This window comes from Ralstonia sp. NFACC01 (assembly GCF_900115545.1).
Classification (GTDB): Bacteria; Pseudomonadota; Gammaproteobacteria; order Burkholderiales; family Burkholderiaceae; genus Ralstonia; species Ralstonia mojiangensis.
In genome coordinates, this window is record NZ_FOWV01000001.1 from 783,931 (window position 1) to 804,916 (window position 20,986).

Here is a 20,986-nt window from a genome sequence, read left to right on the forward strand (position 1 = left end):
GACTCGAAGTTCACTTCACGCGGTCAGGTAGGTCTGTGCCAGACGCACCCAGGCGGCGGCCCCCAACGGCAATACCTGGTCGTTGAAGTCGTAGCCGGGGTTGTGCACCATGCAGCCGCCGAATTCGCCTTCGCCATTGCCGAGAATCAAGTAGCAGCCGGGCACCTCGTTCAGCATCCAGGCAAAGTCTTCGCTGCCGTTGAGCCCCTTGGGCGCCTGCGTGACGACGTTGGCCGCGCCCACCAGTTCGGTGCAGACCTGCTGCGCCAGTTGCGTCTCTGCCTCGGTATTGACCATGGGTGGCGTCAATTGACGATAGTCGATCTGCGCCTCGACGCCATGGGCCTGTGCGGTCAGGCTGACGATCTCGCGAATGCGCATTTCCACCAGCGCACGCGTTTCCGGCCGCGCCGCACGCACATTCAGGCCGATCGTCACCGATTCGGGAATCACGTTGTGCGTGGCACCACCGCGAATGAAGCCGACCGACACCACCGCCGTGTCGTCAGGCGCGACGTTGCGTGCGACCACGGTCTGCAACGCGGTGATGATGGCGGCCGACGCGGCAATCGGATCCCGCGCGCGATGCGGCATCGCGCCGTGCCCGCCCATGCCCTTGATGGTGACGTCGGCCACGTCGGAAGACAGGCTCACCGGCCCCGGCAGCACGCGGAAGCTGCCGGCCGGCACGCCGGGCATGTTGTGTAAGGCATAGACGGCATCGCAGGGGAAGCGCTCGAAGAGGCCGTCTTCGATCATGGCGCGCGCACCGCACAGGTTTTCCTCGTCGGGCTGGAAGATGAGGTTGAGCGTGCCGTCAAAATCGCGGCTCTCGGCCAGCGCCTTGGCCGCGGCGAGCAGGATGGCGGTGTGCCCGTCGTGGCCGCACGCGTGCATCTTGCCGTGGTTGCGGCTGGCGTAAGGCAGGCCGGTCGCTTCAACGATGGGCAGTGCGTCCATGTCCGCGCGAATGCCAAGGCGGCGCGTGCCGTTGCCGAGCTTCAGTTGGCCGACGACGCCGCTCTTGCCGATGCCGGTGTGGACCTCGTAGCCCCAGCTCTTGAGCAGATCGGCCACCAACGTGCTGGTGGCGCCCACCTCGAAACCGAGTTCAGGCTGCGCGTGGATCTGGCGACGGATATTGACGAACGTTTCTGCATCGATATGGACGGGCGGCAGCAGATGCGGCAGCAGTTGGAACGGCGTGAGCGTGGGGGCTTTGGTCATGTCGGGGCTCCGGGGTTGGACGTTGGAGATGGGAATCCGGTGTCAGTGGGTGTCGCGCGCTTCGCGCAGGCTCAGCACCGTCAGCAGCGTGATGGCGCTGCACGCCATCATGTAAAAGGCAGGGGAGAGCGGGTTGCCGGTGCGGGCCAGCAGCCACGTCACGACAAACTGGCACGAACCGCCAAAGACCGTGACGCCGATCGCGTAGATGACCGATAGGCCGCTGGCGCGCACCTTGATGGGCAGCAGCTCCATCATCATCAGCAGCATCGGCGTGGTGCCCAGGTACAGCGTGCCGGTCAGCAGTGCCGACAGCACCAGCACCAGCGGCACGCTCGGGAAATGCGTCATCAGCCAGAAGGCCGGATACAGCGCCGCCACGGTGACCAGCGTTGCGCCCACCACCAGCGGCTTGCGGCGCGGCAGGCGGTCGGCCAGCCATCCGGAGAGGAGCGACGCGCCAAAGCTCGTCAGCCCCGTCACGCAACCAGCGAGCAGCGACAGCGAAGGCGGCAGATGCAGCTCGCGGATCATGTAGGTCGGCATGAAATAGATCACCAGATACGTGCCGACCGTCCCGCCGATGATCGTCAGCACGCCTTTGACGACAAGCCCGCCATGGTCGCGGAACAGGGTGCCGAGCGGGCTCGGCGCATGCGCCTCGGCGGTGTGCGTTTCATCCAGGTGCGAGCGGATATAGAGGCCCACCGGCGCGATCAGCAAGCCGAGGAAGAACGGCACGCGCCAGCCCCAGCTCTGCAGCGCTTCCGGCGACAGGCTGCCGTACAGAATGGCCGCAGTCAGCGCGCCGCACAGCGCCGCAATGCCCTGGCTGCCCAATTGCCAGCTCACGCGAAACCCGCGCCCACGGACGCCGCCGGACTCCATCAGCATCGCGGTCGACGCACCGATTTCGCCGCCCAGCGAAAAGCCCTGCAGCAACCGCCCGGCCAGAATGACCACCGGGCCGAACAGGCCTGCGGTGGCGTACGTGGGCGCTACCGCCAGGCACAGCGTGCCGATGACCATCAGCCCGATCGTCAGCGTCATCGCGGCCTTGCGTCCGTGGCGGTCTGCGTAGTTGCCGATCACGAAACCGCCCAGCGGGCGCATCACAAAGCCGATGCCGAACGTCGCCACCGCCAGCAGCAGCGAGCCATACGCGCTGTCGGACGGAAAGAACAGCTTGCCGATCATCAGCGCGAAGAAGCTGTAGACCGTGAAGTCGTACATCTCCAGCGCATTGCCGATCGAGCATGCGGCGATCAACCGTGCCTGGCCGACAGGCTTGTGCGCGGCAGCGGCCGAGGCGGGCAACGGTGGCTGCAGGGTGGCGTTATTCATTGAGGATCTCCGTCCGGGGTATTGGCGAGAGGGCTTCTGCGAGCCCTTGGGGCGCTTGCAGTATTCCGCCAAGCCGCCATCCAGAGAAAATCGTAAATATTCATCCCGATAACCAAATAGAATCGCCGTCATAACCGGCCTGCATCCGCTATCGGGGAAAGCCCGCGAATCCTGGGGGGGCGAGGCCGCGTGACACGCTGAGTGCCGGGCATTGCGCCCAACAATGGGGAGAGCGACGTGAAGCTGCACCAATTGCGCATCCTGCTGGCCGTGGCACAGCACGGCAGCATCCACGAAGCGTCTCGCGGGCTGCACATCTCGCAGCCAGCACTATCCAAGGCGATTGCGGAACTGGAGCGGGAGCTTGGCGTCACGCTGCTGTCGCGTTCGGTGCGCGGCGTGAGCCTGACCGCATATGGCATGGCGCTGGTCAAGCGTGCGAGTGTTGTCGAGCAGGAACTGCGTCACGCGTTGGAAGACATCGAAGCCATTCGCGGTCATGCAGAGGCGGAACTCAACATCGGCTTTACGGCCGTGGCGTCGAGCGGGCCGCTGCCGGATGCCATGGCGGCACTGCGCAAGCGGTTTCCAAACGTCGCGCTACGCGGTTTTGAACAGCGGCCGCAGCAGATTCTGGAAGGGCTGCGCGAAGGGCGGCTCGATATCGGATTGATCTCCAGCAACAGCGGCCCGGGCACGGGGAGTTTTCAGTGGGAGCCGCTGTTTTCGGTGCCGATGCGCCTCGCGGTGCGCCCGGGCCATCCGCTGCGCCGCGTGCGCCGGCTGCGTCCGCTGCTGGATGCCGACTGGCTGGTGCTCGACCCGCTGGAGGACCCGGGCAGCCCGATGGTCAGCCTGATGCGGCTGCATCGCCTCGACATCCCGCGCCGGATCGTGCAAAGCGCATCGAATCTGCTCGGGCTGCAATTGGCCACGAAGACGGACGTCGTCAGCATGTGGTCGGAATTCGTCTTCAGCGGCACCGGCGGGCCGCTGCGCATGGTGCCGGGCTCGCTCGAAACCTTGCCGATGGAAGATGAACTACCGGATTTCAACGTCTACATGGTCTACCGTTCGGTCGACCTGATGACGCATGTGTGCGCGGAATTCAGCAAGGAGATCCGGCACGCGGCGCAGGGCTATCGCCATCGCTGAACATCACGCGTCAAGTTCGGCACCTTCCGCGCGCATGGCACCCGGGGGTCGCCCGACGACGCGTTTGAATGCGCGGCTGAACGCAGCGAGCGACCCGTAGCCGAGCCGATACGCGACGGCTTCGATCGCCTCGCGGTCGCGCGTGATCCATTGCGCGGCGAGCCGCATCCGCAGCTCGGTCAGATAGCGCACGGGCGTCATTCCGGTCGCCGCCAGGAAGCGTTCGGCAAACACAGAGCGCGAGACGCCAGCTTGCGCTGCCAGCTCCGCGACGCTCCAGTTGCGCCCCGGGTCACGATGCAGGGCGACGATCGCGCGGCCCAGTTTTGGCTCGCGCAGGGCCTGCACCCAGCCCGTGGCGTCGCCGCAGCCGCATTCCACCCAGCCGCGCACGATAAAAGCGGCCACCACGTCCGCCAGCCGCGCCAGGATGCCGGCAAAGCCTGCCCGCTCGGAGCATGATTCGCGCTCCATCGCGTCGAGCATCGGGCGGATTTCCGGATAGCGCGCGAGCAGGGTGCCGACGTGCATGAACTCCGGCATCGTGCCGACAAGGGGCTGCATGCCGCCCAGATCCAGCTCCATGCACGCGCTGAAAATGAGCGCATCGCCCGGAGCCGCTTCCGTACCGGCACCCACCGACGCCACCGTGTCGCAGATCTTCGCGGCTTCAAAGCCGGCGATCTCGCGGCACGGCGCATCCGGATCGGACAGCAATGCGTGCGGGGTGCCCTGAGGCAGCAACACCGCATCGCCAGCCTCAAGTTGCATCGTTGTGCCCGACGCGTCGCGCAGCAGCACCGGCCCGCGCCCCACAAAGTGGAACTGCGCACGGCCTGGAGCCTCGCCAAAGCTCAACCCGAAGGGCCGCGCTACGTGGATACGGCGGTACTGGACGCCACTCAGCCGCATGCCCAGCAGCAGCTCGCTGACAAGGTCGTGCACGTCGGGCAGGGCAGATGGCAGGGAAGAGGGCATCCCAAAATCCGGACGATTGATCAACAAGACCGGATTGTATGCCATAGACCGTCCGGCGGTGGGGCCCTACTATGCGGCCTTATTGGTATTTTCCCTGATCTTTTTCTACGGACCGACGCATGAATCCCGGAATCTCCACGGCCGCCTCAGTCGCGGCTCCGCGTGAACCCGCCTGGGGCGCTGTCTTTGCGATGGCGCTGGGCGTGTTCGGGCTCGTCACGGCCGAATTCCTGCCCGCAAGCCTGCTGACGCCCATGGCGGAAAGCCTCGGCGTGACCGAGGGCGTGGCAGGACAGGCCGTCACGGCCACCGCAACGGTTGCGCTCGTCACCAGCTTGCTGACCGCCGCTGTCACGCGCTCCATCGACCGGCGGCGCGTGCTGCTCGCATTCTCGGTGCTGCTCGTGGCATCCAATCTTGCCGTGGCGTTTGCGACGAATCTGACGACGATTCTGATCGGCCGCGTAGTGCTTGGCATTGCGCTCGGCGGCTTCTGGACCATGGCCACCGCCACTGCAATGCGGCTCGTGCCCGCTGCGATGGTGCCGCGGGCGCTGTCGATCATCTTCAGCGGCGTAGCCGTCGCAACGATTGCCGCTGCGCCGCTGGGCAGCTACTTCGGCCATCTGATCGGCTGGCGCAACGTGTTCCTGGCGGCGGCCGGGCTGGGCGTGATTGCATTTGTGTCGCAGGTCGCGACATTGCCGTCGATGGCGCCAAGCGGCACGACGCGCCTGCGCACCCTGATCGACGTGCTGCGCCGCCCGAGCGTCGGCATCGGGATGTTCGCCACGATCCTCGTGTTCACCGGTCACTTTGCGTTCTTTACGTATTTGCGGCCGTTCCTTGAGCAGGTGGCGGGCGTTGGCGTGAACGGGCTGTCGGCGATCCTGTTGGGCTATGGCATTGCCAACTTCGTCGGCACATCGCTCGCCGGCCGTGTGCTGGAACACCGGCTGCGGCCAATGCTGATTGCAATGCCCGCGCTGATGGTTGTGCTGGGCATCGCACTCGTGGCGCTGGGCCGTGCGCCGGTCATCGACGCCGTGCTGATCGCGCTGTGGGGCATGGCGTTTGGCGGCGTGCCGGTGGCGTGGTCGACATGGGTCACGCGCACCGTGCCTGATGAAGCCGAAAGTGCTGGCGGCCTGATCGTCGCCGCCGTGCAACTCGCGATTGCAACCGGTGCAGCAGCCGGCGGCGTGGTATTCGACGCGAACGGCGCGGCCGGTGTATTCATTGGCGCCGCCGTGGTGCTGGCGATTGCCGTCGCGACCATCGTGACGGGCGTGCCGAAACGCGTCGAGGTGGTGCCGGCGATGGCCGAGTGACATGGCGGATGCGCGCTGCTGGGCTGGCCGGGCGATGTGACACCGCCACCTCAGCGCGCTAATCTGTATTTCTCATAATTTGCATTATGTTAAATTAAAGGTCGACCGGCATTCACCGGTCTCGCCTCACACTCCTTAAGCCTTCTTCAAAAACTCCGGCTTGAGCAGATAGCTCACACCATCAATCTTGCAGTCGATCGGATGGTCGCCTGCCACCAGCCGGATATTCTTGATCTTGGTGCCCGCCTTGAGCGTGCCCGAGCCGCCCTTAAGCTTCAGGTCCTTCACCAGCGTTGCAGAATCGCCCGCATTCAACGGGTTGCCGTTGGCGTCTTTGATGACGGTTTCCTGCTCCTGCTCATCCTCCTGCGCCGCCGGATTCCATTCGTGCGCGCAATCCGGGCAGATATAGAGATCGCCGTCCTGGTAGGTGTTTTCGGAGGCGCATTGCGGACAGGCAGGAATCGTAGACATGGCGAAAGTCGTGAATTGAGTTCAAAGGGCCCGCACTATATCAGCCGAGATGCGCGCGACAGTTGCAGGCTGTTGCCGCGAGCCTGTACCTTGCAGCCCGATCCGCCGCAATCTATACCGTGGCAGCGCAGCCACGCACGGTTGCCAGCCCACACATAAAAACATCCGGAGCCGCTTATGTGGATTCACGAAGACAGCATTGAAACGACTGCCTCCCCCGCCCGCGTCTGGGAGCTGCTTGCCAACGTTGAGCAATGGGGCGACTGGAATGCCGGCATCGAGCGCATCGAACTCCACGGGCCGTTTGCCAACGGCACACAGTTCACCATGCAACCCCCGGGGCAAGACGCGTTCGTCAGCACCCTTGTAGACGTGCGCCCGAATGAAGGCTTTGTCGACGAGACGGTCGTCGACGGCACGCGCGTCCTGGTGGATCATCAGCTTGTCAGCCTGCCGTCCGGCCATACGAAGATCGTCTATCGCACTGAGATCACGGGGCCGGATGCCGCCGCGTTCGGACCGATGGTCACGTCGGATTTTCCTGACGTTTTGGCAGCACTCAAGCGGTTGGCGGAACGTTGAACGGATTGGGTGAACTGCCAAGCCTGCTGTGCCGTTCGGTATGATCCACTCTCTAATCATCTGAAATCAGGAAGAACATCATGGGCGAAGCCAAACGACGCGGCTCACAGGCCGACCGCATTTCTCAGGCGCACGCCCGGCTGGAGGCGCTGCGCCCTGAAAAGCTCGTCTGCGGCGCCTGCCAGACCGCCTTTACCGAATTCGAAGGGATGGAGCCGCGCGACATGCCCGGCATCCACGCCATCTTCGGCGGCGAATGCCCGAACTGCGGCGAGAGCGTGATCTCGTTCAACGGTGAGCCCGAAGCCGTGGCTGCCGCCATGCTGGCGTACCAAGACGCCATGGAAGACGCCAAGCTTGGCGCGCAGACGCAGGAGGGCAAACACGTGCCCTACGTCGACGAAGAAGACAAGCCCACGCAACACTGAAGCCGCCATGCAGAACACGCCAACGCGCCGCTACCGCCACTACAAAGGCGGCGAATACGAATGGCTATGCGAGGCCACGTACGAACCCGATCCCGCCATCAAGATGACGGTCTATCGCGCCGCCAACGGCACGATCTGGACGCGTCCGTCAACGATGTTCCATGAGATGGTTGAAGTCGACGGCCGGCAGGTACCGCGTTTCGCGCTGATCGACTGAATGCCGGCGGAAACCCTCTCCTTGCGAGCGGGCCTGCGGGCCCGTTTTACGTATTGGCGTGACCGCAGCGGCGCCTGGGCCGCGCGCCACGGGCAATTGGCGGCGGGGCTGCACGAATTTGTCGTCTTCGGCATCAAGCAGGCGTGGGCGTGCCTATTCGGCGGGCTGATGGTCGCCCTACTGATCGGCACGCATTTCTGGTATCCGGCCAACGCGCCGATTGCCCGTTACGACGCCCTGACGATTGCCGCGGTCATCATCCAGATTGCCTTGCTCTGGCTGAAGCTGGAGACGTGGGACGAAGCCAAAGTGATCTTGATGTTCCATGTGGCCGGTACGGGCATGGAGGTGTTCAAGACTGCGGTTGGCTCGTGGATTTATCCCGAGGCGTCGGTGCTGCGCATCGGTGGCGTGCCGCTGTTCACGGGCTTCATGTATGCATCCGTGGGTAGCTATATCGCGCGGGCGTGGCGAGAGTTCGACCTGCGCTTCTCGCATCACCCACCGTTGGCCGTGACAGCCCTGCTCTCGCTGGGCATCTACGCGAATTTCTTCCTGCACCACTATTGGTGGGACTTGCGCTACGTGTTGATGGCGCTGGTTGCGGTGGCATTCCGGCGCTGCTGGATCCACTTCCGCATTGATCGCGTCCACCGGCGCATGCCCTTCCTGCTGGGCTTTACGCTGGTGGCGCTCTTCATCTGGCTTGCGGAAAACATCGGCACGTTCACGCGCACGTGGCTCTATCCGAACCAGTTGCAAGGCTGGGAAATGGTGTCCATCGCCAAGCTTGGCGCCTGGTTTCTCCTGACCATCATGAGCTACGTGATGGTCACGCTGGTCAACCCGCCGCGGCCCGTTTCTGACGCTTGAACCAGGCGTGCTCGCCAGGCGCCCGATCGCGTAGTTCGAAGGTGATGTGCACCCGGCGCGAAACCTGCAGGTAGACGCCGCATGTCAGCGTCATCGCCACTGCAACGGCGACGCCGTCGATAAAGGTGGAGCGTGCCCCTGGAATGCCGCCCGCCATCAGCACGAGCCCGATCAGTGGCGGCAGCAGCGCCATGTGCACGAGCATGGCCGGCCGGAACGCGCTGTCATGCGTGGTTGCCAACACCAGGACAGTCACGCAGGAAATCAGATAGAGCAGCGTGGTCAGGTTGATCGCCCCGCTTCCCGGCGCGTTGGCATCAAACAGATCGGCCCCGGCCAGTTGCAGCGCATCCATCGACAACCCTTGCCAGAACACCCACGTTGGCCCGGCGATGGCGATGGCCAGCACCCACGGCAGCCATCCGGCAATGCCGTACAGCGGATGTTGTCCCGCTGCGATCGGGTCGATGTCGACCCAGCGATGCGTCAGCATGATGCACCCCCAACAATGCGCGCCCGTTCTGATGACGGTTGCTTTCGGCAAGCGCCGGCGGCGTCTGCCTCCCCTGCTCTCTAGCTTAGGTCGCCGCGCAAAGCTCGCAATGCAGGAGGAACCCTGAGCGCACAATCGGATTGCGCTACCTCAACTGCCGGTCAGCTATCGGCGGAACAGTCGCGGGCGGTCCGGATCGTAGAGCGGGTCGGGCGTGATCTGCGTGAGCTGCAATACACCGGCGGGGTCGAAGTAGAAATGCATCAGCGACGGCCAGACGTCGTCCGCCTTGAAGCGGTACGACCAGACCAGGCGGTCCATGCGCGGGAAATACGCCGTTTCCACCGGCTGGCCGAAATGTCGCAGCACGTCGTCCCGCGTCCAGACGCCGATCTTGGCCTGGGCAAATTCGAGGCTGCTCAGCACTTGCTTGAAGGCGACGAGCTTGCCGCTGGCATCAAAGTCGGCCGCGTAGGTGAACTGGCCGTACGGTTTGGTGGGGTAGAGCCAGCGGGTGCCGCCATCGAGCGGATAGGTTTCGCGCGGCGGCCCAAACTGCGCCTGCACCGCGGGCTCGTCCGCACCCACGAGGCGCTGGCCCTTGGTGACGGGGGATTCCAATGCTGCACATCCCGCCGTTGCCGCAACCACAATCGCTACCGTCAGCCAACGCATCGCCCGCATCACAATCGTCCCTGTTGCACTGAATGAAGCGGCTAGTTTACCGCCGCGTTTCAGCCGGGCGCGCGAGTAGCGGCGCAATGTCAACGTGGGCCGCGGCGAGCCTCGCATCGGCGTGCGGCAATCGCGGGATCGTGCCCAGATGCGGTGCGTTGATCCAGCGGCGCAAGGTGGCGACGTTGTCGTCAAGCCCTGCCATAGACGCGTCGACCACGTTACCGACCCAGCCTGCCAGATGCAGGCCGCGTGCGGCAATTGCCTCGGCGGTGAGCGCGGCGTGGTTCAGGCAGCCCAGGCGCAAACCGACCACCAGCACCACCGGCAAGCCGAGCGCCACGGCCATCTCGGCCGTATCAAAGTCGCCTGACAGCGGCACGCGGAAACCTCCGACGCCCTCGACCACGACGGCATCCGCTAACGATCTTGCGCGCGCAAACGCGTCGAGAATCGGCGGCAGCGTGATCGTCACGCCTTCGCGCGCTGCGGCCAAATGCGGAGACATCGGCGCATCGAGCAGCCATGGGCACACGGTGTCGAGCGGCAGATCGACTGACGCGGCGGCGCGCAGTTGCTCGACGTCTTCGTTGGTGCGCGTGGGCGCGCCTGCCAGCGTGCCTGCAGCAATCGGCTTGAGGCCTGCGGCGCGGTAGCCGGTGTCAGCCAGCTTGGTCAGCAATGTCGCGCTGACCAGCGTCTTGCCGATCTCCGTATCCGTGCCGGTGACAAAGCAATCGAAGCGCGCGGGCATCTCAGGCTGTCTTGGCCGGCTGCAGCGATTGGCCCGCCGCCTCCAGCGCGTGCGCAAGTCGTTCGATGTCGGCATCGGTATGTGCAGCCGACAGCGTGATGCGCAGGCGCGCCGTACCCGTTGGCACCGTCGGCGGGCGGATGGCGGCGATGCGGATGCCTTCGCGTTCCAGCGCGGCGGCCAGCGCCAATGCGGGGGCGTTCTCGCCAATCACGATCGGCTGGATGGCCGTGGGCGACGGCATCCATTGCCAGCCGAAGCGCGCGGCCAAACGCTGCGCATGGGCACTCCACACGGCGATATGGCGATCAAGGCGTGCGCGGCGGTCAGCGCCCTCCTCGCCTGCGATCAGATCCAATGCTGCTTCCACCGCACACGCAATGCCCGGCGGCGTGGCGGTTGTGAAGATGTACGTGCGCGCGCGCTGGACCAGCCAGTCAATCACCAGTCGATGCGCAACGATGGCGGCGCCGGATCCGCCAGCGGCCTTGCCGAAGGTGCCGACGTAGATGAGGCGTTTCGAGCGCAGCCCGAAATGCGACAGCACGCCCGAACCTTTTTCGCCAAGCACGCCCAGGCCATGCGCGTCGTCGACGATCAGCCAGGCATCGTAGCGTTCGGCCAGCGCGAGCAGCTCGGGCAGCGGCGCGATGTCGCCGTCCATGCTGAACACGCCGTCCGTGACGATCAGCTTGTTGCGGCTGGTGCTGGCGGCCAGAAGCGCTTCCAGCGCAGCCACGTCAACGTGCGGATAGACGTTCACGGGCGCCCGCGACAACCGTGCCCCGTCGATGAGCGAGGCGTGGTTCAGCGCGTCGGAAAAGATCGTGCATTCCTCCGCCGGGCGGATGCCGCCGGCCTGCGCCATGGCGCTCACCACGGCCAGATTGGCCATGTAGCCGGTGCAGAAGAACAGCGCGTCCGCCTCGGGAACGTGTTCGGCTTGCAGCGAAGCCATGCGTGCTTCCAGCCGCGCGTGCGCGATTGAATGGCCGCTGACCAGATGCGATGCGCCGCTGCCGAAGCCATATTGCTGCGTGCCGTGTGTCACCGCCTCGGCCAAGGCGGGATGCGCTGCCAGGCCGAGATAATCGTTGCCGCAAAAGCCGAGAATGTCGCGCGGTTCGCCTCCGGACACGCTGATGCGCTGGCTGCGGTCGGTCGGGCTGTACGCGGTGCGGCGCACGCGGCGCAGGTGTGCGGCGTCGATGGCGTCCAGGCCCGCCTGCAGGTCGTCAAGCAATCGCATAGGTGTGTCCTTCTGTTTCGCCCGTAGCTTGGGCCAGCGTGTCTTCAAGCGTCTGCAGCGTGCGTTCGACCAGCAGGTCGGTCTCTTCGTCGCTCAGCACATAAGGCGGCAGCAGATAAACGGTGTTGCCGATGGGGCGCAGCAGCAGCCCATGCGTGCGTGCCGTCAGCGCAAAGCGTTCGGCAAAACGGGCGCCGGCCACTTCGGGGTGCACGTCGAACGCGGTGATCATCCCCGTCTGCCGCAGATGGGCAAAGCGCGCATCGTGCGACAGCGGCGCCAGCCCCTGGGCGATGCGCGCGGCGGTCACGCGATTGCGCGCAAAGACGTCTTCTTCAGCAAACAGGTCGAGCGTGGCCAGTGCCGCACGGCATGCCAGCGGGTTGCCCGTGTACGAATGCGAATGGAGGAAGCTGCGCACCGGCGCATCGTCGTTGAAGGCGTCATAGATGGCGTCTCGCGACAGCACGATCGATAGCGGCAGGTAGCCGCCGCTGATGCCCTTCGACAAACACAGCAGGTCCGGCCACACGCCAGCCTGCTCGCACGCGAAGAACGTACCGGTGCGGCCGCAGCCGACCGCAATCTCGTCCGCAATCCAGTGCACGCCAAACTCATCGCACAGCGCGCGCACGCCGCGCAGATAGCTCACGTCGTGCATGGCCATGCCGGCGGCGCACTGCACCAGCGGCTCGATGATGACGGCGGCGATGGTGCCCGCGTTGGTGCTCAGGCAATCGCGCAGCGCGGCCAACGCGCGCTCGGCCACGTCGGCGGCGGTCTCGCCCGGGCCGGCTAGACGCGCGTCCGGCGATGGCACGCGGTGCGATTGCAGAATCAGCGGGTCATACGCATCGCGGAAGATCGCGACATCGGTCACGCCCAGCGCGCCGAGCGTTTCACCGTGGTAGCCGTGTTCCAGGCAGACGAAACGGCTGCGCGCGCCCTGCCCTGCATTGCGATGAGCGTGGAAGCTCATCTTGAGGGCGATTTCCACGGCAGAAGCGCCGTCGGAGCCGAAGAAGCTGTGGCCCAGCACACCGCCCGTCAGATCGATCAGGCGCTCAGCCAATTCCACAGCCGGCCGATGCGTGGCGCCCGCCAGCATGACGTGCTCCAGCGAATCGAGTTGCGTCTTGAGCGCCGCGTTGATGTGCGGATTCGCATGGCCGAATAGATTGACCCACCAAGAGCTGGTGCCGTCCAGGTAGCGCTTGCCGTCAAAGTCGATCAGCCACGGCCCCTGGCCGCGTGCGATCGGCAGCGGCGGCATGGCATCGAGCCGTGCATTTTGGGTGCACGGATGCCAGACGGCCGCGCGGCTGCGCCCCTGCCACGCCGTATTGGCGCTGGGCGCGCCGTCAACCGGCACCGGGATTGGGGGATATGCCATACGAGGCCTCCTCGAAACAGAAGCGGGGGATTCGGCGGCGTATGGTAGAGGCCATGTTGATCAAACAACAAGCCCGCACGTTTGGGGAAATTAACAACAAGAAGCCAGAAAAAGGCGGAAGAAAAGCACTTCTTCGGTGGATTTCCAACGTCCTGCGCGGAACTTGTCGTTAAAAAATCTTTTCCGGCGCAATAAAAAAGGCTTTATAGGTCACATTTAGCAAGCCTCGGTCAGGCGGACTTAGACGCTGCGCCACGGAACACAAGGTCCCACGGATTATTCACTGCGAGTGATGTTCAAAATGGACTTCACGTTTGCATTGCCTCATTGCTCTGTCCTAGGGATAACCCTATACTCGGGAAAACCCTAGATAACGCAACGAGAGAAAACATCATGATCCAGCAAGCCTGTTACACCCCCAAGTTCGCCGGCCAAGCTCAAGTGCAGGCCGCCCGTCGCCCATCGCTGCTGCGCGCAGTGGTCAATTTCTTCCGCAGCGGTTGGGATGACAACCTGGTGTACGCAGAAGTGGTCGGCAAGTCGGGTTCGTACTTGGGCTAAAGCCTGCGGCTGAATCGTCAGCCATGCCGCAAAGGCACGTAAAAAACGGCGCATCGGCGCCGTTTTTGTTTGGGGCGCTTCATGCGCACCTAGCCCAAATCTCCACCGCCCACCGGCAACACCGTCCCAGTGATGTAGGAGGCCTCGTCCGAAGCCAGAAACAGGATCGCCCGCACCTGCTCGTCGATCGTTCCGTAGCGGTGCATCAGGCTGCTGGCAATGGTCTGGTCGACGATGCCCTGGTACCACGCGGTTTCCTGCTCCGACATGGGCGCCGTGTTGCGCGGAATCTTCCGCGGCGGCGCCTCGGTGCCACCTGTCGCGACGGCGTTGACGCGGATGTTGTCCTGCGCATGCTCCAGCGCCAGGCTAGCCGTGAGCGCATTCACGCCACCCTTGGCCGCTGAATACGGAATCCGATAGATGCCGCGCGTGGCAATCGACGAGACGTTCACGATCACGCCCTGCCGGCGCTCCACCATGTGCGGCAGCACGGCGCGGCAACACCACAGCGTGGGAAACAACGAGCGGCGAATTTCTGCCTCGATCTGCGCCTCTTCATAGTGCTGATACGGCTTCGCCCAGATCGTGCCGCCGACATTGTTGATCAGTACGTCAATGCGACCATAGGCATCAAGCGCCGCCTGCACCGCGTATTGAGCGCCAGCGTAGGTTTCCAGATCGGCCGTCGTGGCACGGGTCCGGCCGCCCGCTGCGGCAATCTCGGCCTGCACCTCGTAGACCAGCTCTGCGCGATCCACCAGCAGCACCTGGGCGCCCTCTTCTGCCGCAGCCAATGCCACGCCGCGCCCGATCCCTTGGGCCGCGCCCGTCACGACGACGGTCTTGCCTGAAAATCGTTGCATGTTCATGCCGCCTTCGCCTCCGGTACTGCATTGGGCGTGAACTTCTCGTAGTGGAAGCTATTGGGCTTCACGCCCTCGTCGTCAAAGTACTTGCGTACAGCGTCGACCATCGGCGGCGGCCCGCACAGATAGACATCCACGTCGCCATCGTTCAGGGCGTTGGCGGGCACGTGCTGCGTCACCCAACCCTTGCGCGGATGATTCGACGCTGCGTCGGCCACGACGGTGGCGTAGCTGAAGTTCGGCAGCCGCGCTGCATAGGCTTCAAGCGCATCGACCTGCACCAGGTCGAGGTCACGGGTCACGCCATAAATCAGATGCAACTTCTGCTGCGAATTGGTGCGTGCCAGCACTTCAAGCATCGACAGGAACGGCGCGAGCCCTGTGCCGCCTGCAAGGAACAACAGCGGCCGCTGCACATTGCGCAGATAGAAGCTGCCCAGCGGCCCGTGCAGATCGAGCTTGTCGCCCGGCTGTGCGGTTTCCAACCAACGGCTCATCACGCCACCGGGAATCTTCTTGATCAGGAAGCTGATCTTCGATTCTCCCGGCGCGGATGAGAACGAATACGAGCGGTGCTGGCCGCTGCCCGGCACGCCGATGTTGACGTACTGGCCAGGGAGAAACACCGGCGCAGAGGCATCGACGTCCAGTTCCAGCACGACGGCTGCGTCGTTATGCAATTCGACTTTCGACACCGTTGTCCCGAAGCTGCTCTGACCAGTCTTGCAGCTGGTCGACGTGGTGGGCACCGCGATCACGCAATCGCTTTGCGGCACCATCTGGCACGTCAGGACGAGGCCCGTGTTCTTCTCGTCTTCGGTCAGGGCGTCATCAATGTAATCGTCGCCGAGGTCGTAGCTTCCGCTCTCGGCGCGGCACTTGCAAGTCCCGCAAACGCCATCGGAGCAATCCATCGGCAGGTTGATCTTGGCGCGGAAGGCGGCATCGAGCACCTTCTCGCCCGCTTTGCAATCGATGAAACGGGTCACCCCGTCCTCGAAATTCAATGCGACTGTGAAACTGGACATGGAAAACCTCGCTGCCTTGGATACGGATGTGCACATCAGACGTGATAAACGTCGAGCACCTGCCGGATGTAGTCGTTCTTCAGGACGATCTTCTTGGATGCGATCAGGAAGCCATCGCGCACGCGGCGCAGGGTGACGAACATCGTGCCGAAGAAGTGGTCGGTGGTTTTGTACCGGTGGCTGAGCGTGTGAAAGTTGTAGCGCACGTCGACTTCATCACCGCGTTCGGCAACGACTTCCACGTTGGCGACGGTGTGGCTGGTTCTCGGCTCCGGCGTTGAAGCACCGCTGCGCTCTGTCTTGATGCGGAAGACGCGATCTTCCAGCCCGCAGCGATTGGCGTAGTACATCAACGAGATCTGGCTCTGCGGGTCGTCGGTCAACTGGTCGTCGTCATCCCATGCGGGCATCCAGTAGGTGACGTCTTCTGCGTAGCACTCGAGCCACGCGTCCCACTGGCGGTCGTCCAGCAGTCGCGCCTCGCGGTACAGGGCGGCGCAGATGTTCTGGTAATCCGTGCTCATGCCGGCACCCCTTCGCATTCCTGTTTGAGTGCCTCGCGCATGACGCGTACCCAATATTCGTGCTGGCAGACAAACAGGCCTTCGTCTTCACTGCGCTCGCCCGAGATGAGCGGCTTCAATCCCATCCTGGTTGCATTCTCGTCAGGGCCGTGAATCCACAGCGGCGCCCCGCGCGACAGGTCGTTCCACAGCGCGGTGGTGCCGGCATATCCGTTCTGGCAGGCGCGGAATTCCTCCAGGTCATCGGCGGTGCCCATGCCGGTGACGTTGAAGAAATCCTCGTACTGGCGGATGCGCGTGGCACGGTCCGTTGCGCTCTCGCCCTTTGGCGCGAAACAGAAGATCGAGACCTCGGTCTTGTCGACGCTGATTGGCCGTACGACGCGAATCTGCGTGCTGAACTGATCCATCAAAAACACGTTCGGATACAGGCACAGGTTGCGGGTCTGGTTGACGATGAAGTCCGTTTGGATTTCGCCCACGCGCGCCTTGATTTCTTCGCGGTGCGCATAGACGGGCCGCACCTCCGGGTTCATCGTCTGCGTCCACAGCAGGATGTGGCCGTGCTCGAATCCATAGACGCCCGCCACCGACTTGCTCCAGCTGTTCGCATCCACGGCCTGCGTGCCGCCTTCCTTGCGGCGCCCCATCGTGGCGGCGTAGTTCCAGTGCACGGTGCTGACGTGGTAGCCGTCGCAGCCGTTTTCCATCTGCATCTTCCAGTTGCCGTCATAGACGTAGGAAGAATTGCCGCGCAGCACTTCAAGGCCTTCGGGCGCCTGGTCGACGATCTGGTCGATGATCACACGCGCTTCGCCAAGGTACGCCTCAAGCGGCTGCACATCGGCGTTGAGGCTGCCGAACAGGAAACCGCGATAGCTTTCGAACCGCGCAACCTTCTTCAGATCGTGCGAGCCGTGCGTGTTGAATTGCACTGGGTACTCGGTCGTCTTTTCGTCCTTTACCTTGAGCAGCTTGCCCGTGTTGGAGAACGTCCAGCCGTGGAACGGGCACGTGAAGCTGCCCTTGTTGCCATGCTTGCGGCGGCACAGCATCGCACCCTTGTGTGCGCACGCGTTGATGACCGCGTGCAGCTCCCCGGTCTTGTCGCGCGTGATGACGATCGGCTGGCGGCCGATCCACGTGGTGTAGTAATCGTTGTTGTTCGGGATCTGGCTTTCATGCGCCAGATACACCCAGTTGTTCTCGAAGATGTGCTTCATCTCCAGCTCGAACAGATCGGGGTGGGTGAAGATGTCGCGGCGGCAGCGGAAGATGCCGGCCTCTTCGTCATCCACCACAGCGGTTGACAGCAGTTGGTCCAGTTCGCTGGCTTTGTCGATCAAGGCGGGCATGATTCTCTCCACGTTGAGGCACTCGGCCTCAAGCCTCGGCCGAAGCGCGCAGGCGATTCACGCGCTGGTTGTCCTTGCCCTGAACCAGCGGCGTCAGGGCAATATTGAATTCAATGTCTTTGTACGCATCGGCCTTCAGGGCGAGCGCGGCACCACCGGTTTTCTCCACCACGTGCGGAATCAGTTCTTCGCGGGTGGCATAGGCGAAGTCATCCCAGATCAGCGGATCGCCTTCGATGTTGAATTGCGTCGTCAGCTTGCGGTGGCCATTGCTCGTGACGAAGAAGTGCACATGCGCCGGCCGGTTGCCGTGGCGGGCCAGTCCGTTCAACAACTGCTGCGTGGCACCTTGGGGCGGGCAGCCGTAGCCCACCGGCATGAGCGTCCGGAATTCATACTTGCCATCGGCACCGGTCCTGACCGCGCCGCGCAGGTTGAACGGGCTCTGCGCACCGGTCGGATCGAAATGCGAGTAGAAGCCGTTCGAGTTCGCATGCCAGCACTCGACCACAGCGCCAGCCACCGGCTTGCCGTCGGCACCGGTCACCGTGCCGTGGATGATCAGTGGGCCTGCAGCCGGGTCCGGATCGATATCGATCCTGGACACGCCATCGCGCACCGTCGTGCCCGCAACGTACAGGGGGCCCTCGATCGTGCGCGGCGTGCCGCCGTCGATGCCAAGCGCTGCGTCCGCCGCGTCCATGCGGATATCGAGATACTTCTCCAGGCCCACGCCGGCCGCCAGCAATGCGGCCTCGCCGTCCTGCCCAAGCTTGTTCAGGTAGTTGATGCCGGCCCAGACCTCGTCCGGTGTGATGTCCAGGTCGTCGATGGCCTTGAACAGATCGGCCAGCAGCCGGTGGGTGACCTGCTTCAGGCGGGCGTTGCCCTCCTTGCCGTCCAAGTTGGTGGCGGCCTTCAGCAGATCCTGCACTTCTTTCGTTTGGAATACGCGCGCGTTCATGATGGGTGTCTCCACGTGGTTTTCTGGGGGAATGTCAGACGTCATTGCTGTGAACTGACGAGGGGTGACGGCACATCGGTGTCACCGAAATCTCCATGTACGGAAACAGCGGCAGCGCCGTCAGGATGTCGTGCAGTTCGGCATTGCTCTGCACGTCGAAGACGCTGACGTTCGCGTACTCGCCAACCAGGCGCCAGATGTGGCGCCACTTGCCGCTGCGCTGCAGATCCTGCGAATAGGCTTTTTCGCGCGCCTTGATCTCGTTGGCGACATCGGCGGGCATGTCGGCCGGCAGGCGGACATCCATGCGGACGTGGAACAGCATCGTGGGCTCCTTGGTGGGGTGTCTTGGTCTGGTTGTTCTTATTGGCGGCGCAGGCGCGCCAGCTTGTCGCGGTCAATCTGGATGCCCAGGCCGGGGCCGGTGGGCACCTGCAACATGAAGTCGCGGTATTGCAGCGGCTCGGTCAGCAGTTCTTGCGTGAGCAACAAGGGGCCGAACAGCTCGGTGCCGAACTGCAGTTCGCCAAAGGTGGAAAACACGTGGGCGGAGGCTGCCGTGCCAACGGCGCCTTCGAGCATCGTTCCGCCGTACAGGCCGATGCCCGCAAGCTGCGCGATGGCGGCTACCTGCATGGCCGGCACGAGGCCGCCGGATTGCGCGATCTTGACGGCGAAGACGTCGGCGCTGGCAGCGCAGGCCAACTCAAATGCGTCCAGCGGACCATGCAGCGCTTCGTCGGCCATCATCGGCACGGCAAACTGGCGGGCGAGGCGTTCCAGCGCGGCGCGGTTCTCGGCACGCACCGGTTGCTCGATCAGGTCGATACCGCCGGCCTGCAACGCGGCGATACCGTTGGCGGCATCAAGCTCGCTCCAGGCTTGGTTGACGTCCACGCGCACGCTCACGGCGTCGCCCAGGGCGCGCTTGATGGCCAGCACGTGGGCAACATCGTCTGTCACCGGGCGCAGGCCGATCTTCAGCTTGAAGATGCGGTGGCGGCGCTCAGCCAGCATCGCCTCTGCCTCGGCAATGTCCTTCTTCGTGTCGCCGCTGGCGAGCGTCCAGGCCACCGGCAGCGCATCACGCAGGCGGCCGCCAAGCAGCTCCGACAGCGGCACGCCAAGCCGACGGGCCTGCGCATCGAGCAGCGCCGTTTCCAGCGCGCACTTGGCAAAGCGGTTGCCCTGGATGGTCTTTCGCACCTTGGCCATGGCTGCGGCCACATTGCGCGCCTCCACGCCGATCAGCAGCGGCGCGATGTGCGTGTCGATGTTGACCTTGATGCTCTCGGGGCTTTCTTCGCCGTAGTTGAGACCGCCAATGGTGGTGGCCTCGCCCCAACCTTCGATGCCGTCTTCGCAGCACACATGCACGAGGACGAGCGTCTGCGTGTGCATGGTGGCGACAGACAGCTTGTGCGGACGGATGGTGGGCACATCCACTAGAATGGCCTCGATCGAGCGAATCATGTTTTCCAGGTATCAGAAGAACTGCTATCAACGTGGAATCCAGATTACGCAGCGCGATTTATTGCGTCCAACACCGATTTAGTATCAGTTTCATACCTCACAGGTATAAAAATGGAGCTGCGCCACCTTCGCTATTTCGTTGCCGTTGCCGAAGAGCTGAATTTCACGCGTGCGGCTGAACGGCTGCACATCGCCCAGCCGCCGCTCTCGCGGCAGATCCAGCAGTTGGAAGAGGAAGTCGGCGTGCTGTTGTTCGAGCGCGGCAGCCGTCCGCTCAAGCTGACCGAAGCCGGCCGCTTTTTCCACGCGCACGCGCGGCAGTTGCTCGCGCAAACCGCAGAACTTGCGTCGATGACGCAGCGCGTGGGTCAGATCGAGCGGCGCATGTCGGTCGGCTTCGTGGCGTCGACGCTGTATGGGATGCTGCCGAAGGTGATCCGGCGCTTTCGGGCGGAATACCCCATGGTCGATCTGACCATGCACGAGATGACGACCATGGACCAGATCCAGGCGTTGAAAGACGGCCGCATCGACGTCGGGTTCGGCCGCATCCGCTATGAAGACCCGAACGTGCGACGCATCCTCCTGCGCGATGAGCGGTTGATCGTCGCGCTGCCGTCAGGCCATGCGCTGCTGGACGGCAGGACGGCCGTATCCCTACGCGACCTTGTCGGCGACACGCTCATCATCTACCCACGCGCACCGCGCCCGAGCTATGCGGATCAGGTGCTCGCCCTCTTCCACGATCGCGCGCTGGAACCCAGCAAGATCTACGAGGCACGGGAATTGCAAATTGCCCTGGGATTAGTCGCTGCAGGCGAAGGTATATCGGTGGTGCCGCGCAGCGTGGCGGGCTTGCGTCGGGAAGATGTCTGCTACATGGAACTCGACGATCCGCAATTGGTCTCGCCAATTATCTTCAGCACGCGCCTGCTCGACGAGTCTGAAGACATCCGTGCCATGCTGGCGCTGACGTATCGGTTGTATGACGAGCAGAAGATCCCGTATTACGCACCCTCGTAAGGCTTGCAATGGCGGC

24 protein-coding genes are annotated in these 20,986 nt (G+C 63.8%); 8 read left to right on the forward strand and 16 right to left on the reverse strand.

The features are described 5' to 3' along the window. Positions 1–15: 15 nt before the first annotated feature. Together BM136_RS03740 and BM136_RS03745 are read right to left on the reverse strand one after the other, a co-directional pair. Positions 16–1,227, reverse strand: a complete 1,212-nt coding sequence (locus BM136_RS03740; RefSeq protein ID WP_027681454.1) for a M20 aminoacylase family protein — start codon at positions 1,225–1,227, stop codon at positions 16–18. Between the two features lie 42 nt (positions 1,228–1,269). Next, positions 1,270–2,571: an MFS transporter gene (locus tag BM136_RS03745; protein WP_092970375.1), complete on the reverse strand. Its 1,302-nt coding sequence runs from the start codon at positions 2,569–2,571 to the stop codon at positions 1,270–1,272. 237 nt (positions 2,572–2,808) lie between these two features. Here BM136_RS03745 and BM136_RS03750 point away from each other — a divergent pair, with 237 nt between their 5' ends. Then, positions 2,809–3,726, forward strand: a complete 918-nt coding sequence (locus BM136_RS03750; RefSeq protein ID WP_092970739.1) for a LysR family transcriptional regulator — start codon at positions 2,809–2,811, stop codon at positions 3,724–3,726. A gap of 3 nt (positions 3,727–3,729) precedes the next feature. Here BM136_RS03750 and BM136_RS03755 read toward each other — a convergent pair whose 3' ends face one another. Next, the gene (locus BM136_RS03755) at positions 3,730–4,749 is read right to left on the reverse strand and encodes an AraC family transcriptional regulator (protein ID WP_092970377.1); all 1,020 of its coding nucleotides are present in this window, start codon (positions 4,747–4,749) and stop codon (positions 3,730–3,732) included. A 74-nt stretch (positions 4,750–4,823) separates the two neighbouring features. Between BM136_RS03755 and BM136_RS03760 the strand changes: the two genes are divergently transcribed. Then, positions 4,824–6,035, forward strand: a complete 1,212-nt coding sequence (locus tag BM136_RS03760; protein ID WP_092970379.1) for an MFS transporter — start codon at positions 4,824–4,826, stop codon at positions 6,033–6,035. Between the two features lie 135 nt (positions 6,036–6,170). Here BM136_RS03760 and BM136_RS03765 read toward each other — a convergent pair whose 3' ends face one another. Further along, positions 6,171–6,509, reverse strand: coding sequence for a zinc ribbon domain-containing protein YjdM (locus BM136_RS03765; protein WP_092970381.1), 339 nt, complete (start codon positions 6,507–6,509; stop codon positions 6,171–6,173). A 177-nt stretch (positions 6,510–6,686) separates the two neighbouring features. On the opposite strand from BM136_RS03765, the gene BM136_RS03770 reads away from it, so the two are divergent. From BM136_RS03770 to BM136_RS03785, 4 genes are all read left to right on the forward strand, one after another. Further along, positions 6,687–7,091: an SRPBCC family protein gene (locus tag BM136_RS03770; protein ID WP_092970383.1), complete on the forward strand. Its 405-nt coding sequence runs from the start codon at positions 6,687–6,689 to the stop codon at positions 7,089–7,091. An 80-nt stretch (positions 7,092–7,171) separates the two neighbouring features. Then, positions 7,172–7,519 carry a hypothetical protein gene (locus BM136_RS03775; protein ID WP_027681460.1) on the forward strand — a complete coding sequence of 116 codons (348 nt, stop codon included), beginning with the start codon at positions 7,172–7,174 and terminating at the stop codon, positions 7,517–7,519. Positions 7,520–7,526: 7 nt separating this feature from the next. After that, positions 7,527–7,736: a DUF1653 domain-containing protein gene (locus tag BM136_RS03780; RefSeq protein ID WP_092970385.1), complete on the forward strand. Its 210-nt coding sequence runs from the start codon at positions 7,527–7,529 to the stop codon at positions 7,734–7,736. Continuing rightward, positions 7,737–8,609: a DUF817 domain-containing protein gene (locus tag BM136_RS03785; protein ID WP_092970387.1), complete on the forward strand. Its 873-nt coding sequence runs from the start codon at positions 7,737–7,739 to the stop codon at positions 8,607–8,609. Here BM136_RS03785 and BM136_RS03790 read toward each other — a convergent pair. From BM136_RS03790 to bioA, 5 genes are all read right to left on the reverse strand, one after another. Further along, positions 8,578–9,102, reverse strand: coding sequence for a hypothetical protein (locus BM136_RS03790; protein ID WP_092970389.1), 525 nt, complete (start codon positions 9,100–9,102; stop codon positions 8,578–8,580). The genes BM136_RS03785 and BM136_RS03790 overlap by 32 nt on opposite strands. A gap of 165 nt (positions 9,103–9,267) precedes the next feature. Beyond that, on the reverse strand, positions 9,268–9,786 hold the full coding sequence (locus BM136_RS03795; protein WP_092970391.1) for a hypothetical protein: 519 nt from the start codon (positions 9,784–9,786) through the stop codon (positions 9,268–9,270). Between the two features lie 37 nt (positions 9,787–9,823). Then, positions 9,824–10,531, reverse strand: coding sequence for a dethiobiotin synthase (gene bioD / locus BM136_RS03800; RefSeq protein ID WP_092970393.1), 708 nt, complete (start codon positions 10,529–10,531; stop codon positions 9,824–9,826). A 1-nt stretch (position 10,532) separates the two neighbouring features. Beyond that, positions 10,533–11,780 (reverse strand): 8-amino-7-oxononanoate synthase, encoded by a 1,248-nt coding sequence (gene bioF / locus BM136_RS03805; RefSeq protein WP_092970395.1) that lies wholly within the window; start codon positions 11,778–11,780, stop codon positions 10,533–10,535. After that, positions 11,767–13,173, reverse strand: a complete 1,407-nt coding sequence (gene bioA / locus BM136_RS03810; protein WP_092970397.1) for an adenosylmethionine--8-amino-7-oxononanoate transaminase — start codon at positions 13,171–13,173, stop codon at positions 11,767–11,769. The genes bioF and bioA overlap by 14 nt, the downstream gene beginning before the upstream one ends. A gap of 393 nt (positions 13,174–13,566) precedes the next feature. Between bioA and BM136_RS25315 the strand changes: the two genes are divergently transcribed. After that, the gene (locus BM136_RS25315) at positions 13,567–13,734 is read left to right on the forward strand and encodes a hypothetical protein (protein WP_175537070.1); all 168 of its coding nucleotides are present in this window, start codon (positions 13,567–13,569) and stop codon (positions 13,732–13,734) included. Positions 13,735–13,823: 89 nt separating this feature from the next. Here the strand turns inward: BM136_RS25315 and BM136_RS03815 are convergent, their stop codons facing one another. The 7 genes from BM136_RS03815 to BM136_RS03845 are packed head-to-tail and all read right to left on the reverse strand — an operon-like array spanning position 13,824 to position 19,947. Then, positions 13,824–14,606 carry a 1,6-dihydroxycyclohexa-2,4-diene-1-carboxylate dehydrogenase gene (locus tag BM136_RS03815; RefSeq protein WP_092970399.1) on the reverse strand — a complete coding sequence of 261 codons (783 nt, stop codon included), beginning with the start codon at positions 14,604–14,606 and terminating at the stop codon, positions 13,824–13,826. Beyond that, the gene (gene benC / locus BM136_RS03820) at positions 14,603–15,631 is read right to left on the reverse strand and encodes a benzoate 1,2-dioxygenase electron transfer component BenC (RefSeq protein ID WP_092970401.1); all 1,029 of its coding nucleotides are present in this window, start codon (positions 15,629–15,631) and stop codon (positions 14,603–14,605) included. Before benC ends, BM136_RS03815 begins: the two co-directional genes overlap by 4 nt. A gap of 35 nt (positions 15,632–15,666) precedes the next feature. Further along, a complete protein-coding gene (gene benB, locus BM136_RS03825) occupies positions 15,667–16,155 on the reverse strand; it encodes a benzoate 1,2-dioxygenase small subunit (protein WP_092970403.1) in 489 nt (162 codons plus the stop codon). After that, positions 16,152–17,510 carry an SRPBCC family protein gene (locus BM136_RS03830; RefSeq protein WP_092970405.1) on the reverse strand — a complete coding sequence of 453 codons (1,359 nt, stop codon included), beginning with the start codon at positions 17,508–17,510 and terminating at the stop codon, positions 16,152–16,154. The genes benB and BM136_RS03830 overlap by 4 nt, the downstream gene beginning before the upstream one ends. A gap of 28 nt (positions 17,511–17,538) precedes the next feature. Continuing rightward, positions 17,539–18,474, reverse strand: a complete 936-nt coding sequence (gene catA, locus BM136_RS03835; RefSeq protein WP_092970407.1) for a catechol 1,2-dioxygenase — start codon at positions 18,472–18,474, stop codon at positions 17,539–17,541. A 34-nt stretch (positions 18,475–18,508) separates the two neighbouring features. After that, the gene (catC, locus tag BM136_RS03840) at positions 18,509–18,799 is read right to left on the reverse strand and encodes a muconolactone Delta-isomerase (protein WP_092970409.1); all 291 of its coding nucleotides are present in this window, start codon (positions 18,797–18,799) and stop codon (positions 18,509–18,511) included. Positions 18,800–18,837: 38 nt separating this feature from the next. Further along, a complete protein-coding gene (locus tag BM136_RS03845; RefSeq protein WP_092970410.1) occupies positions 18,838–19,947 on the reverse strand; it encodes a muconate/chloromuconate family cycloisomerase in 1,110 nt (369 codons plus the stop codon). 111 nt (positions 19,948–20,058) lie between these two features. On the opposite strand from BM136_RS03845, the gene BM136_RS03850 reads away from it, so the two are divergent. Further along, on the forward strand, positions 20,059–20,970 hold the full coding sequence (locus BM136_RS03850) for a LysR family transcriptional regulator (protein WP_092970412.1): 912 nt from the start codon (positions 20,059–20,061) through the stop codon (positions 20,968–20,970). Positions 20,971–20,986 lie beyond the last annotated feature (16 nt).

Bases quoted from the DNA above. Each gene is read 5' to 3' on its own strand.
- BM136_RS03740 (WP_027681454.1), bottom strand. From the start codon at position 1,227: ATGACCAAAGCCCCCACGCTCACGCCGTTCCAACTGCTGCCGCATCTG.
- BM136_RS03745 (WP_092970375.1), bottom strand. From the start codon at position 2,571: ATGAATAACGCCACCCTGCAGCCACCGTTGCCCGCCTCGGCCGCTGCC.
- BM136_RS03755 (WP_092970377.1), bottom strand. From the start codon at position 4,749: ATGGCATACAATCCGGTCTTGTTGATCAATCGTCCGGATTTTGGGATG.
- BM136_RS03760 (WP_092970379.1), top strand. From the start codon at position 4,824: ATGAATCCCGGAATCTCCACGGCCGCCTCAGTCGCGGCTCCGCGTGAA.
- BM136_RS03765 (WP_092970381.1), bottom strand. From the start codon at position 6,509: ATGTCTACGATTCCTGCCTGTCCGCAATGCGCCTCCGAAAACACCTAC.
- BM136_RS03770 (WP_092970383.1), top strand. From the start codon at position 6,687: ATGTGGATTCACGAAGACAGCATTGAAACGACTGCCTCCCCCGCCCGC.
- BM136_RS03775 (WP_027681460.1), top strand. From the start codon at position 7,172: ATGGGCGAAGCCAAACGACGCGGCTCACAGGCCGACCGCATTTCTCAG.
- BM136_RS03780 (WP_092970385.1), top strand. From the start codon at position 7,527: ATGCAGAACACGCCAACGCGCCGCTACCGCCACTACAAAGGCGGCGAA.
- BM136_RS03785 (WP_092970387.1), top strand. From the start codon at position 7,737: ATGCCGGCGGAAACCCTCTCCTTGCGAGCGGGCCTGCGGGCCCGTTTT.
- BM136_RS03790 (WP_092970389.1), bottom strand. From the start codon at position 9,102: ATGCTGACGCATCGCTGGGTCGACATCGACCCGATCGCAGCGGGACAA.
- BM136_RS03795 (WP_092970391.1), bottom strand. From the start codon at position 9,786: ATGCGGGCGATGCGTTGGCTGACGGTAGCGATTGTGGTTGCGGCAACG.
- bioD (WP_092970393.1), bottom strand. From the start codon at position 10,531: ATGCCCGCGCGCTTCGATTGCTTTGTCACCGGCACGGATACGGAGATC.
- bioF (WP_092970395.1), bottom strand. From the start codon at position 11,780: ATGCGATTGCTTGACGACCTGCAGGCGGGCCTGGACGCCATCGACGCC.
- bioA (WP_092970397.1), bottom strand. From the start codon at position 13,173: ATGGCATATCCCCCAATCCCGGTGCCGGTTGACGGCGCGCCCAGCGCC.
- BM136_RS25315 (WP_175537070.1), top strand. From the start codon at position 13,567: ATGATCCAGCAAGCCTGTTACACCCCCAAGTTCGCCGGCCAAGCTCAA.
- BM136_RS03815 (WP_092970399.1), bottom strand. From the start codon at position 14,606: ATGAACATGCAACGATTTTCAGGCAAGACCGTCGTCGTGACGGGCGCG.
- benC (WP_092970401.1), bottom strand. From the start codon at position 15,631: ATGTCCAGTTTCACAGTCGCATTGAATTTCGAGGACGGGGTGACCCGT.
- benB (WP_092970403.1), bottom strand. From the start codon at position 16,155: ATGAGCACGGATTACCAGAACATCTGCGCCGCCCTGTACCGCGAGGCG.
- BM136_RS03830 (WP_092970405.1), bottom strand. From the start codon at position 17,510: ATGCCCGCCTTGATCGACAAAGCCAGCGAACTGGACCAACTGCTGTCA.
- catA (WP_092970407.1), bottom strand. From the start codon at position 18,474: ATGAACGCGCGCGTATTCCAAACGAAAGAAGTGCAGGATCTGCTGAAG.
- catC (WP_092970409.1), bottom strand. From the start codon at position 18,799: ATGCTGTTCCACGTCCGCATGGATGTCCGCCTGCCGGCCGACATGCCC.
- BM136_RS03845 (WP_092970410.1), bottom strand. From the start codon at position 19,947: ATGATTCGCTCGATCGAGGCCATTCTAGTGGATGTGCCCACCATCCGT.
- BM136_RS03850 (WP_092970412.1), top strand. From the start codon at position 20,059: ATGGAGCTGCGCCACCTTCGCTATTTCGTTGCCGTTGCCGAAGAGCTG.